Annotated in this window: 11 protein-coding genes; 9 read left to right on the forward strand and 2 right to left on the reverse strand. The window is 62.5% G+C overall.

Annotated features, from left to right (window positions below; genetic code table 11):
• Positions 1-4 precede the first annotated feature (4 nt).
• The 9 genes from AB4Z53_RS18075 (at position 5) to AB4Z53_RS18115 (ending at position 10,738) form a co-directional block, all read left to right on the forward strand.
• Positions 5-1,099 carry an ABC transporter ATP-binding protein gene (locus tag AB4Z53_RS18075; protein ID WP_291149853.1) on the forward strand — a complete coding sequence of 365 codons (1,095 nt, stop codon included), beginning with the start codon at positions 5-7 and terminating at the stop codon, positions 1,097-1,099.
• Between the two features lie 88 nt (positions 1,100-1,187).
• A complete protein-coding gene (locus AB4Z53_RS18080) occupies positions 1,188-3,662 on the forward strand; it encodes a beta-mannosidase (protein WP_441596895.1) in 2,475 nt (824 codons plus the stop codon).
• Between the two features lie 5 nt (positions 3,663-3,667).
• Positions 3,668-4,357 (forward strand): D-lyxose/D-mannose family sugar isomerase, encoded by a 690-nt coding sequence (locus AB4Z53_RS18085; protein ID WP_441596896.1) that lies wholly within the window; start codon positions 3,668-3,670, stop codon positions 4,355-4,357.
• A gap of 70 nt (positions 4,358-4,427) precedes the next feature.
• On the forward strand, positions 4,428-5,189 hold the full coding sequence (locus tag AB4Z53_RS18090; protein WP_441596897.1) for a sugar phosphate isomerase/epimerase family protein: 762 nt from the start codon (positions 4,428-4,430) through the stop codon (positions 5,187-5,189).
• Between the two features lie 14 nt (positions 5,190-5,203).
• A complete protein-coding gene (locus AB4Z53_RS18095) occupies positions 5,204-6,382 on the forward strand; it encodes a Gfo/Idh/MocA family protein (RefSeq protein WP_441596899.1) in 1,179 nt (392 codons plus the stop codon).
• Positions 6,383-6,529: 147 nt separating this feature from the next.
• Entirely contained in the window at positions 6,530-7,606 is a 1,077-nt protein-coding gene (locus tag AB4Z53_RS18100) for a DUF4274 domain-containing protein (protein WP_441596901.1), read from the forward strand.
• Positions 7,607-7,778: 172 nt separating this feature from the next.
• Positions 7,779-8,807, forward strand: a complete 1,029-nt coding sequence (gene mgrA, locus AB4Z53_RS18105) for an L-glyceraldehyde 3-phosphate reductase (protein ID WP_441596903.1) — start codon at positions 7,779-7,781, stop codon at positions 8,805-8,807.
• 273 nt (positions 8,808-9,080) lie between these two features.
• A complete protein-coding gene (locus tag AB4Z53_RS18110) occupies positions 9,081-10,187 on the forward strand; it encodes a TRAP transporter substrate-binding protein (protein WP_113539369.1) in 1,107 nt (368 codons plus the stop codon).
• Positions 10,188-10,324: 137 nt separating this feature from the next.
• The gene (locus AB4Z53_RS18115) at positions 10,325-10,738 is read left to right on the forward strand and encodes a cupin domain-containing protein (protein WP_441596905.1); all 414 of its coding nucleotides are present in this window, start codon (positions 10,325-10,327) and stop codon (positions 10,736-10,738) included.
• Between the two features lie 305 nt (positions 10,739-11,043).
• Here AB4Z53_RS18115 and AB4Z53_RS18120 read toward each other — a convergent pair whose 3' ends face one another.
• Positions 11,044-12,888, reverse strand: a complete 1,845-nt coding sequence (locus AB4Z53_RS18120) for a TRAP transporter large permease subunit (protein WP_441596907.1) — start codon at positions 12,886-12,888, stop codon at positions 11,044-11,046.
• The gene (locus tag AB4Z53_RS18125; protein WP_113539372.1) at positions 12,885-13,460 is read right to left on the reverse strand and encodes a TRAP transporter small permease subunit; all 576 of its coding nucleotides are present in this window, start codon (positions 13,458-13,460) and stop codon (positions 12,885-12,887) included. Before AB4Z53_RS18125 ends, AB4Z53_RS18120 begins: the two co-directional genes overlap by 4 nt.
• Between the last annotated feature and the right edge of the window lie 41 nt (positions 13,461-13,501).

The raw sequence follows: 13,501 nt of genomic DNA on the forward strand, positions 1-13,501 counted from the left end.
CAACATGCAAAACGTCAGCGTATCGGTCAAAGACCTGTCGTTGAGCTTCGGTGCCGTCACTGTGCTCGACACGCTCAACCTCGACATCAAGGACGGCGAGTTCCTGGTGCTGCTCGGCTCGTCCGGCTGCGGCAAGTCGACCCTGCTCAACTGCATCGCCGGCCTGCTCGATGTCAGCGACGGCCAGATCTTCATCAAGAACAAGAATGTGACCTGGGAGGAACCCAAGGACCGCGGCATCGGCATGGTGTTCCAGTCCTACGCGCTCTATCCGCAGATGTCGGTGGAAAAGAACCTCTCCTTCGGCCTGCAGGTCGCGAAAGTGCCGAAGGAGGAGATCGACAAGCGCGTCAGCCGCGCCGCCGAGATTCTGCAGATCCAGCCGCTGCTGAAGCGCAAGCCCTCGGAACTCTCCGGCGGCCAGCGCCAGCGCGTGGCGATCGGCCGGGCGCTGGTGCGTGACGTCGATGTGTTCCTGTTCGACGAACCGCTCTCCAACCTCGACGCCAAGCTGCGTTCGGAGCTGCGCGTCGAGATCAAGCGGCTGCACCAGTCGCTGAAGAACACGATGATCTACGTCACCCACGACCAGATCGAGGCGCTAACGCTGGCTGACCGCATCGCGGTCATGAAGAGCGGCGTGATCCAGCAGCTTGCCGATCCGATGACGATCTACAACGCGCCGGAAAACCTGTTCGTCGCCGGCTTCATCGGCTCGCCGTCGATGAACTTCTTCCGCGGCGAGCTGCAGCTTCGCGATCAGCGCGCCTATGTGCACGCCAACGGCGTCGATTTCGACGTGTCGGCCTATCCGTCGCGCGCGCCCTTCGTGCATGGGCAGAAGGTCGTGCTCGGCCTCAGGCCCGAACATGTGCGCGTCGACGAGGCGGCGAGCGGTGCTGTGGCCTCGCACCGCGCGGTGGTCGATATCGAGGAGCCGATGGGTGCGGACAACCTTTTGTGGCTGAAGCTCGCCGGGCAATCGATGTCGGTGCGCATCGCCGGCCAGCGTCGCTACGCGCCGGGCACGGCCGTCACGCTTTCCTTCGACATGGGCGTTGCTTCGATCTTCGATGCGACGAGCGAGAATCGCCTTTAAACAATGAGATGGCGCCGGGCGGAACTGCCGCCCGGCCCATCCCGACAATGACTGTGCCGGCGCCGCCGGTCGACCGTGGAATATGACAATGCTCTCTGAGGACTATACCCGCACCGCCATCCGCCTCGACCTTTCGGGGGATTGGCAGCTCAGCTCCGTCGACAACAGCCATGCGCTGGCGATCGCGCTGCCTGGCGATGTGCACTCGGCATTGCAGAAGGCCGGCGAGATCGACGACCCCTATGTCGGCCGCAACGAGAACGACGTGCAGTGGGTAGCGCACAAGGATTGGGTGATCGAGCGCACGGTGTCGGTCGCAGCTGACGATCTTGCCGGGTACTGGTATCTCGACCTCGAATGCATCGACACGGTCGCGTCCGTCTTCGTCAACGACAAGCCGGTGCTCGAAGCTGAGAATTGCTTTCGCCGCTATCGGCCGAACGTCTCGCGCGCGCTCACCGCCGGTGAAAACCGCATCCGCATCGTGCTGCATTCCTCGATCGCGGAGGGTGTGCGCCGTCAGGCGGAGCAGCCTTTCTACGTTCCCTACCATCCCGGCAATTCGCCGATCGCCAACGGCAACATGCTGCGCAAGCCCCAGTGCCATTTCGGCTGGGACTGGAACCTCGCGATCGCGCCCCTCGGCGTCTACGGCGAAATCGCCCTTTGCCGGCTGGAGATTGCCCGCGTCGAGCATGTGACGACGAAGCAGGTCTGGCTGGAGGATGGCAGCGTCGATCTGGTGGTGACGCTGACGCTCTTTGCCGATGGGCCGGGCATTGTGCCGGTGCACTTCTCGCTCGACGAGGACCGCGAACGGCTCGATTGCGCCGTCGGCAAGGGCGAGACCCGCATCACCCATGTCTTCACCGTGAGCGAGCCCAAGCGCTGGTGGCCGGCCGGCAGCGGCGAGCAGCATCTGTCGCGGCTGACCGTCGAGGTGCCGCAGGAGCAGGTGACGCGTCAGATCGGTTTCCGCACCGTCGAGCTTCTGACCGACAAGGACGAGGCCGGCAGCCGCTTTGCCTTCCGCGTCAACGGGCGCGAGATCTTCTGCAAGGGCGCCAACTGGATCCCGGCGGATGCGCTGGCGTCGCGGGTAACGCGCGATGGCGTCGAGGATCTTCTGACCTCGGCTGTCGATGCCAACATGAACATGATCCGCGTCTGGGGCGGCGGCTTCTACGAGCCGGACTGGTTCTACGATCTGTGCGACCGGCTGGGCCTCATGGTCTGGCAGGACTTCATGTTCGCCTGCAACCTCTACCCGTCGACGCCGGACTTTCTCGAAAATGTCGCGGCCGAAGTGGACTATCAGGCCAAGCGCCTGTCGACCCATCCGTCGATCGCAATCTGGTGCGGCGACAACGAACTCGTCGGCGCGCTCACCTGGTTCGACGAACCGCGCAAGGATCGCGACCGTTATCTCGTCTCCTATGACCGGCTGAACCGCACCATCGAGGTGGCGCTGAAGGCAGCGCTGCCCGAGGCGATCTGGTGGCCGTCTAGCCCGGCGTCCGGCTATCTCGACTTCGGCGATGCCTGGCATGCCGACGGTTCCGGCGACATGCATTACTGGTCGGTCTGGCACGAGAACAAGTCGTTCGACAATTATCGGTCGGTACGCCCACGCTTCTGCTCGGAGTTCGGTTTCCAGTCCTATACGTCGATGCCGGTCATCCGGCAGTTCGCGGCGGAGAAGGATCTCAACATCGCGTCGCCTGTGATCGAGAGCCACCAGAAGAACGTCGGCGGCAACGAGCGCATCGCCGGCACGATGTTCCGCTACTTCCGCTTCCCTAAGGATTTTCCGGCTTTCGTCTATCTGAGCCAGATCCAGCAGGGGCTGGCGATCAAGACCGCGGTCGATTACTGGCGCTCGCTGAAGCCCCATTGCATGGGCACGCTCTATTGGCAACTCAACGACACCTGGCCGGTCGCTTCCTGGTCGAGCCTCGACTATGGCGGCAGCTGGAAGGCGATGCACTACATGGTCCGCCGCTTCTTCCAGCCGGTCTCGGTCGCGGCGATACCGTCGGCCGACGGCAAGGAGATCGCTTTCTCGATGGTCAACGATACGGCCGAGCCGGTGACGGTGGAGCTGCAGACGTTCCTCGTTTCGCTCGACGGCAGGCGCACGCCGCTGACGGCGGCCGCCGGCACCTGCAGCCCCGACCGGGCCGTCACGCTGCTGAGCATTGCCGCTTTTGACATCCCCGAAGGCAACCTGCTGTTCTGGACGTTCGAGGCATCGAACGGCATGCGCGGCGAGGGGCATCACGTCAACGGCACCTACAAGGCGCTCGACCTCAAGCCATCCGGCCTGACGCTCGATGTCGCGCCCGCAGGCGCGGGCGTCTTCGACGTCACGGTCAAGGCGAGCGGCCTGGCGCTGCATGTGATGATCGAGGCGGATGTCGCCGGCCGCTATTCCGACAACGCCTTTGATCTCACCGCCGGTGAGGCCAAGGTCATCCGTTTCACCCCGAAGGTGCCGCTTGGCGCAGGTGCGCTGCCGCGCTTTGCCGCCTTCGATCTCGAATCCTGCCAGGGAAAGGGTTGACCGTCATGAAACGCAGCCACGTCAACGACATCATCGCCGAAAGCGATGCCTTCATGAAGAGCTTCGGCTTCACACTGCCGCCCTTTGCCTATTGGTCGCCGGAGCAGCTGAAGGTGCGTATCAGGTCCGACAGCCCGACGATCTTCGACGCCCGGCTCGGCTGGGACATCACCGACTATGGCAAGGGCCGCTTCGACGAGTTGGGGCTGGTGCTCTTCACGCTGCGCAACGGCAATGCCGCAAACCTTAAGACCGGGCAGGGCATGGTCTATGCCGAAAAGCTGATGATCACCGCCAAGGATCAGGTCAATCCGTTGCATCGCCACGCGATCAAGACCGAGGACATCATCAATCGCGGCGGCGGCGCGCTGGTGCTGCAGATGTACAATTCCAAGGCCGATGGCTCGGTCGACGAGGAGAGCGACGTCGTCGTCGCGACCGACGCGCGGCTGCGCACGCTCAAAGCCGGCGACCTGTTGAAGCTCAAGGCCGGCGAAAGCGTCACGCTGCTACCCGGCAACTGGCATGCTTTCTGGGCCGAAGGCGGCGACGTGCTGATGGGCGAAGTCTCGACCGTCAACGACGATCTCACCGACAACTATTTCCGCGAGCCGGTCGGTCGCTTCTCGGCGATCGAGGAGGATGCGGCACCCACCCATCTGCTGGTGTCGGACTACGACACCTGGCTCAAGTGATCCCCAGGACCCGACAATCCCAAGCCCCCTTAGCCCCCCAAGGACCCAAGACGAAATCGAGGAGGATTTCATGAAGGACGTCAGTTTCCAGCTCTATAGCGCCCGCAATTTCCCGCCCTTCGCCAATGTGCTGAAGGCGCTCGGCGACGCCGGCTACAGCCAGGTCGAAGGCTATGGCGCGCTCTATGCGGCGCTCAGTGACGCCGAGATCGCGAGCTTCAAGGAAGGTCTCGACGAGAATGGGCTTGCCATGCCGACTGCCCACTTTGGTCTCGACATGCTCGAAAGCGATCCGGCGCGCGTGCTCGAAATCGCCAAAGCGCTCGGCATCAAGGCGATCTATTGCCCCTACCTGCTGCCCGACCAGCGCCCGACCGATGCCGCCGGCTGGCGTGCCTTCGGCGAGCGGCTGCAGAAGGCCGGCAAGCCCTATCGCGATGCCGGGCTGATCTTCGGCTGGCACAACCACGATTTCGAGTTCTTTGCCCTTCCGGACGGCAGCATCCCGCAGGACCTGATCTTTGAGGGCGGACCGGATCTCTCGTGGGAAGCCGATATCGCCTGGATCATCCGTGGCGGTGCCGATCCGATCGCCTGGATCAGGAAGTATGGCGACCGCATCACCGCCGTGCATGTGAAGGATATCGCGCCGACGGGCGAGAAGAAGGACGAGGATGGCTGGGCCGATGTCGGCGAAGGCACGGTCGACTGGAAGGGCCTGTTCCAGGCGCTCTCGGGAACCAAGGCGCGCTATTTCATCGCCGAGCATGACAATCCGAGTGATTTCCAGCGCTTCGCCAAGCGCTCCCTCGCCTCCATCCAATCCTATTGAGAACAGGTTCATCCATGACCAAGGAACTTGGCGTCGGCATCATCGGATGCGGCAACATCTCCACCACCTACTTCAAGCTTGCCCCGCTCTTCAAGGGCATCAAGGTTGTCGCCTGCGCCGACATCAATCCGGCGGCGGCCGAGGCGCGGGCGGCTGAATACGGCGTCGAGGCCCAGAGCATCGAGGCGCTGCTGGCCAATCCTGCAGTCGACATCGTCGTCAACCTGACGATCCCGGACGCGCATTACCCGGTCTCCAAGGCGATCCTCGAAGCCGGGAAACACGTCTATTCGGAAAAGCCGCTGGTGCTTTCGCTCGAGCAGGGCGAAGAGCTCAGGGCGATCGCCAAGGCGAAGGGTCTTTCGGTCGGCTGCGCGCCCGATACCTTCCTCGGCGGGGCGCATCAGCTTGCCCGCAGCGCCGTCGATGCCGGCAAGATTGGCCGGGTAACCTCCGGCACCTGCCATGTCATGAGCCCCGGCATGGAGATGTGGCACCCGAACCCGGACTTCTTCTTCCTGCCGGGCGGCGGCCCGATCCTCGATCTCGGCCCCTACTACATCGCCAACCTGATCAACCTGATCGGCCCGGTGAAGCGCGTGGCGGCTCTCGCCACCAAGGCCAACCCGACCCGCACGATCACCAGCGAGCCGCGCAAGGGCGAGGTGATCCCGGTGAAGACGCCGACCAACATCCACGCGCTACTCGAATTCGAAAACGGCGCGACGATCACGCTGTCGGCCAGCTGGGATGTCTGGTCGCACCGCCACGCCAACATGGAACTTTACGGCACCGAAGGTTCGCTCTATGTGCCCGACCCGAACTTCTTCGGCGGGCGGGTGGAAATCAGCGGCCAGGACAAGAACATCCAGCCGCTCGAGCCCTGGGACCATCCCTTCGGCATCGCCAACCAGGATCACCCGCAAGGGCCGATGGCGAACTACCGCACCGCCGGTCTTGCCGACATGGCGCTCGCGATCCTCGAAGGCCGCGACGCCCGCTGCTCACTCGACCGCGCGCTGCACGGCGTCGACGTCATGGTATCGATCCTGAAGTCGGGCGAGGAGGGCCGCTTCATCGACCTCTCCACCACCTGCACTCAGCCGGCCGCCCTTGGTATAGAGGAGGCCAGAGCGCTGCTGCGTGAGGCCGAGGAAGAGGTTTCGACCGAAAGACGCTCCGCAGCCTCGTAGGTCTACGGCTGCCCGCATCAGCACTGGGACGTTTCCAAGGGTGAAGCGCCCCAGTGCGATGGACGGCAACGATACATCACCAACATCGCTTAACTGATCGGCAACGCAGAGTGATTATACACCCATGATACAATCTGGGGTGTTGATATGCGTGTCGAGACGCTGTTTTGGATCGCCGTTGTCGTCCTGAGTTGTCTGTTTCTTCTCTGCCGGCATATGAACCGGCGGAGGCTGAACAGGGCGCTCGCCAAATTGCCCGAAGTCTACGACGAGGCGCGTGCAAGTTTTCTGTCCGGGTCACGTGCATCGGCGCACTCAACGCAGCCGCGGCACGCCATGCTCGGTACGTTGGAAACGATCTCCGAGACGAGGAGCGGTGGGCCGCCGCCGGTATTTGCCGACCTTAGCAAACGCGAGGCGCGCTTTGTCGAATTGTTGCACGCGACAACGACGATGAACGATCGGGAATTCAAGAGCACGTTCCCCCGGCTCTCCGAGCAAGAGCAGAAGGCGTTTCAGCAATTGCGCGACATTTACGGCGGGCCGCCGCCACGCAGATCGTACGCCCGACAAATGATCGATCGCGTGGCCCGGTACAGGCGGGTGAGGCGCCAAGCCAAGCTCGACGCGGAGGCTAAACGGGCCTCGGATGCCCGTTGGGCGGCAGAATATTATTTCTGGGAGATTCCAGACATTTTGCAGTGGTTGAGGACTGAAGCGCCGCGAGATCCGGATCTGTGGCATCTGCTGCCTGGGCTCAATTGGGACTACGAAGAGCTCTACGACGTCCTGTTATGGGTTGTGACGCAGCCCGAATGCGATGCTGCAACGGCGATACTTATCCTTCATCTCATGGCGCCGGATGTCGCAATGGATATAGCTTCGGGCGGTACGCAATGGCGCGAGCCTGGTGACAAGCGAGCCGAAAGTACGGAGGTGAAGCTTCTCGCCATGATCGGCGTGCGATCGGAGGATTCCAGTTTCGTACGTCACGAATTGGCGCCGGATTGGCTTTGTACCACCGAGAGCAATGCGGGGCTGCTTGACATGATGCTTTCAGAAAAAGAGCGCATCGAAGCGGCTGGTCGGAATGTGCCCTTCCCGTTGCCGGTGAAACTCCTGTCGACGCCAGTTCCTGTGACGGGGCGAATGCCAGCTACACCTTATGAAGTGCACGACGACCGCTTGCTCTTGGCGAAATCGGAAAATCTCCAGGCGGTTTAGGCAGCCTGGGCCGCAACGCGAAAGTGTGCAAATCACCTCGATATCGATTCCGGGTCTTCCGCATATGCGCTAGAGCTTTTCCTGTCGGGTATCCGCAAGCACTGCGGAGCCCCTTGAGTTCACTGGATGGCTGTTCCCACGCCATCCAGATACCGATCGCGGAGGATTTGCGATGACCTGGCTACCGGCGGAAAACCGCTACGACACCATGAAATATAACCGCGTCGGACGCTCCGGCCTGAAGCTGCCGGCGATCTCGCTGGGGCTCTGGCACAATTTCGGCAACGACACGCCGCACGACCGCAAGGTCGACATGTGCCGCACCGCGTTCGATCTCGGCATCACCCATTTCGATCTCGCCAACAATTACGGTCCGCCTCCGGGCTCGGCTGAGACCGCCTTCGGTGAGATCATGCGCACCGATTTCGCGCACCTACGCGACGAGCTCATCATCTCGTCCAAGGCCGGATACGACATGTGGGCTGGTCCCTATGGCGAATGGGGCAGCCGCAAATATATGATCGCGTCCTGCGACCAGAGCCTGAAGCGCATGGGCCTCGACTATGTCGACATCTTCTATTCGCACCGCTTCGATCCGGACACGCCGCTCGAAGAGACCTGCGGCGCGCTCGACCATATCGTTCGTTCCGGCCGGGCGCTCTATGTCGGCATCTCTTCCTACAACTCGCAGCGCACCCGCGAAGCGGCGGCGATCCTGAAGGATCTGGGTACGCCCTGCCTCATCCACCAGCCGAGCTATTCCATGCTCAACCGCTGGATCGAAGATGATGGCCTGATCCACACGCTCGAGGATCTCGGCATCGGCTCGATCGTCTTCTCGCCGCTCGCTCAAGGCATGCTGACGACCAAGTATCTGCAGGGCATTCCGAGCGACAGCCGCGCGGCGCAGAACCACTTCCTGAAGAAGGACTTCATTCGTCCTGAGATCATCGACAACATCCGCAAGCTAAACGGCATTGCTGAAAAGCGCGGCCAGACGCTGGCGCAGATGGCGCTTGCCTGGGTGCTGCGCAACGGTCGCATCACCTCGGCGCTGATCGGCGCCAGCCGCTCCGCGCAGATCGTCGATTGCGTCAAGGCGCTGGAGAACGACACGTTCACGGCGGAAGAACTGGCGGAGATCGATCTCTATGCACGCGAAGCCGACATCAACCTCTGGGCCTCCTCGGCCGAACGCTGAGGTCTGCTGAAAACATTGATTTGCCTGCATTTTGGGCAGATCGGGCTATCTTCCGGCGCATTAGACAAAAGTCGAATATGCGCCGGAAGGCGCCTTCTGGACATGGTTTTGTGTTTCTGTAAGGTGCGACAATGCCCGGCGGTTGCGATGCGGATCCGTGTCGCTTTCGGCGGGTAACGAGGAGGAGCCACCGTCGTCCGGGAAGGGGCAGGGTGGATTAGTGGGTGGTGGCGCACCGCGCCCGCCCTTCAGGCGAGAACTAGGGGAGGAACCATGGATCGCCGTTCATTTATCAAAAACGCAAGCCTCGGCGGCCTGGCGGCCGCAGGTGCTGCCGCGCTTGCGACGCCGGCCATCGCGCAGGCAAACCCCAAGGTCAACTGGCGCCTGGCGTCATCGTTCCCGAAGTCTCTCGACACGATCTATGGCGGCGGCGAAGTGCTGGCCAAATACGTGTCCGAGGCGACCGACGGCGCGTTCCAGATCCAGGTCTTTGCCGCCGGCGAAATCGTTCCTGGCCTGCAGGCCGCTGACGCTGCTGCGGCCGGTACGGTCGAGGCCTGCCACACGGTCGCCTATTATTACTGGGGCAAGGACCCGACCTGGGCGCTTGGTGCGGCCGTTCCCTTCGCGCTCAACGCGCGTGGCATGAACGCCTGGCACTACCATGGCGGCGGCATCGACCTCTTCAACGAGTTCCTGGCGACCCAGGGTCTCATCGGCTTCCCCGGCGGCAACACCGGCGTGCAGATGGGTGGCTGGTTCCGCAAGGAGATCAAGACGGTCGCCGACATGCAGGGCCTGAAGATGCGCATCGGGGGCTTTGCCGGCAAGGTCGTCGAAAAGCTCGGGGTTGTGCCGCAGCAGATCGCCGGCGGCGACATCTATCCGGCACTGGAAAAAGGCACGATCGACGCGGCCGAGTGGGTCGGTCCCTATGACGACGAGAAGCTCGGCTTCTACAAGGTCGCGCCGTACTACTACTATCCCGGCTGGTGGGAAGGTGGCCCGACGGTTCACGCCATGTTCAACAAGGCGGCCTTCGAAGGCCTGCCGAAGAACTACCAGTCGCTGCTGCGCACCGCCTGCCAGGCGACCGACGCGAACATGCTGCAGAAGTACGACTACCTGAACCCGGCGGCGATCAAGCGCCTCGTTGCATCAGGCGCGAAGCTCAGCCCGTTCAGCGCCGAAATCCTCTCGGCCTGCTTCGACAAGGCAAACGAAGTCTATGCCGAAATGGAAGACTCGAATCCGACCTTCAAGAAGATCTGGGACTCGATCAAGGCGTTCCGCGGCGAGTACTACCTCAACGCCCAGATCGCCGAATACAACTACGATACCTTCATGATGATCCAGCAGCGCGGCGGCAAGCTCTAAGCTTTTCGCCCATCGCCGACAGATCAGGAGCCGCTCGCAACATTCGTTGCGGGCGGTTTTTTCGTTTGAAGACATCGACCGGCGAACAAAGCGATTTCGTGGTAGGGTTGCGGCCTCAACGGAGCGGAGGAGCAGCCATGCCAAGCGAAGCTCAATCGGTCGTGCTCGGCCCCGATGGCGGCCGGCGGTACGACATGGGTGCGATCAAGGCGGTCTTCAAAGCCGATGGTGCCGAGACGGCGGGCCGCTTTTCGATCTCGGAATGGTGGCTGGAGGCCCGACACGAGGGGCCGGGCGCCCACAAGCATGATGACAATGACGAGATCTTTTATGTGATCGATGGCACCGCCAGCGTGCTCGTCGGCGACACCTGGCACCAGATGCCGAAGGGTTCGCTGTGCGTCATCCCGCGCGGCACGATGCATGATTTTCGCAACGAGAGCGCCGAGCGCATGGGGCTGCTCAATGTCTTCGTCGGAGGTCCGTTCGAGGAGATGATGCCCATGATCGTCGACTGGTATCGCGACAATCCGGCCAAGCGGATCGAGTGAACAATGCGTTTGGTGTGGCTGCTCTGAGATTGCTGACGGACCATCACCGATGGCTTGTGGCGATATGCGTGCCCTGTTCTCCCTCATCCTCGCCCTTGTGGCGGGGATCCAGCGATCCGACGTCCGTCGGATCGAAAGGCTTTTTTCAGTCCAAGGACTAGGGCTGGCTGGATTCCTGTGACAGGCACGGGGATGAGGGAGAGTGTGGTTTCCGCTCGACCTCCTGCAGGTATCGTGCATCGTTGTTGGCAAACGAAAAGGGCGACCCTTACGGGGCCGCCCTTCTGTTTGGGGTGCCAGCCGTCTTACTTGAACGACGGCGGTTGGCTGAGGTCGTTTGAAGGCGCTGGCTGCGGCTGGGCACCCGTGCCAAACGACGGCGGCTGGCTGAGGTCGTTCGAAGGTGCCGGCTGCGGTTGAGAGCCGCCGCCCTGGTCGGCAGGCTTCTGGTCGAGCGGGCTACCACCCGGAAGCTGCAGGCCGCCCGGAAGGCCGAGACCGCCGCCATTGTCCGGCAATGACAAGCCGCCCCCTGGCGCGAAGCCGGGAACCTCGATCTTGATGGTGTTCGGGTCGACGACCGGTCCCGTTCCCTTGTAGTGCATGACCATCTGCGGGAACATGATCGTCAGTGCCACCATCAGGATCTGGATGCCGACGAAAGGCACCGCACCCCAGTAGATCTGCCCGGTCGTCACCGGTTGGATCGTCTTGCCGGTGAGCCTGTCGAGATAGGGCACCTTTGCCGCGACCGAGCGCAGATAGAAGAGCGCGAAGCCGAAGGGCGGGTGCATGAAGCTCGTCTGCATGTTGATGCCGAGCAGCACGCCGAACCAGATGAGGTCGATGCCGAGCTTGTCGGCAGCCGGCGCCAGGAGCGGCACGATGATGAAGGCGAGCTCGAAGAAATCCAGGAAGAAGGCCAGGAAGAAGACGAGCAGGTTGACGGCGATCAGGAAGCCGGTCTCGCCGCCCGGCATCGCCGTCAGCAGATGCTCGACCCAGAGGTGGCCGTTGACCCCATAGAAGGTGAGCGAGAAGACGCGCGCACCGATGAGGATGAACAGCACGAAGGCCGAAAGCCGCGTCGTCGCCGTCAGCGCGCCACGCACGACGTCCATGTGGAGCCGGCCCTTGGCCGCCGCCATGATCAGCGCACCGACGGCCCCCATGGCGCCGCCTTCGGTCGGCGTCGCGATGCCGAGGAAGATGGTGCCGAGCACGAGGAAGATCAGCGCCAGCGGCGGGATCAGCACGATGATGACCTGCTGGGCGAGCCTGGACATCGCATTGATCTTCAGGCCGCGATCGAGCAGGGCGACGACGTAGATGAAGGCGACGCCCACGGTTGCGCCGAGGATATCGGCGTTCTCGCCATGGGTCGGATAGAGGTAGACATGCGCCGCATAGGCAAAAGCGCCGGCGACGATGAGCGCGATGATCAGCGAGGTGACGCCGGAGCCGAGCGTGCGGGCTTCCGGTGGCAGCGCCGGCATCGAGTCACGCTTCAGGACCGTCATGATCAGAATGTAGACCATGTACAGACCGGTGAGCACGAGGCCCGGGATCAGGGCGCCGGCATACATGTCGCCGACCGAGCGGCCGAGCTGATCGGCAAGGACGATCAGGACGAGCGACGGCGGGATGATCTGGGCAAGCGTGCCCGAGGCGGCGATGACGCCCGAGGCGACCTTCCGGTCATAGCCGTAGCGCAGCATGATCGGCAGCGAGATCAGGCCCATGGCGATGACCGAGGCGGCAACGACACCGGTGGTGGCTGCAAGCAGCGCGCCGACGAAGATGACCGCATAGGCAAGACCGCCGCGGATCGGTCCGAAGAGCTGGCCGATCGTGTCGAGCAGGTCTTCGGCCATGCCCGATTTCTCGAGGACGATCCCCATGAAGGTAAAGAAGGGGATGGCAAGCAATGTGTCGTTCGACATCACCCCCCAGAACCGGTCCGGCAGCGCATTGAGCAGCGGCCAGGAAAGATTGATCGAGTCCGACAGCGGTGCGAGTTCGACGCCGATGATGAAGAACAGGAGGCCGTTGGCGGCGAGGGAGAAGGCGACCGGGTATCCCAGCAACAGGAACACGATCAGCGACGCGAACATGATCGGCGCCAGGTTTTCAGCGATGAATTCGATCATGGACGGGTCTCCGGCGAAACGACATCGTCAAGCGGCGCATGGGTCGGCACGTAGGGTGTCGGGTCCTCCATGTTGCCGGTCATGATCGCGATCTTCTTGATGATCTCGGATACGCCCTGAAACGCGAGCAGCAGAAAGCCGAAGAGGAGGATGGCCTTGGCGGGCCAGATGATCAGGCCGCCGGCCGAGGAAGAGACCTCGCCCGATACGTAGGACATCTTCACGTAGGGGAAGAGGTAATAGAGCACCAGCAGCACGAAGGGCATCAGGAAGAAGAGATGCCCCAGCAGGTCGATCCAGTGCTGCACGCGGCGCGAGAACTGGCCGTACACCACGTCGATGCGGATATGTTCGTTCTGGCTGAGCGTGTAGGCGGCGGCGAACATGAAGGCGGCGCCGAACAGGTACCATTGCGCCTCGAGCCAGGCGTTCGACGACATGTTGAAGATCTTTCGGATGACGGCGTTTCCGGCGCTGACGAGCACGGCCGCCAGGATGAGCCATGAAACCGCCTTTCCGATAAACTCCGTGATCGTGTCTATAAGTCGGCTGAAGCCGAGCAAAGCTCTCATCGATTTCCTCCCCGCAGTGGCTCTTATCGTTATTGTGCCAA

The sequence above is a fragment of the Ensifer sp. 2TAB8 genome (assembly GCF_052115125.1).
Taxonomy (GTDB): Bacteria; Pseudomonadota; Alphaproteobacteria; order Rhizobiales; family Rhizobiaceae; genus Ensifer.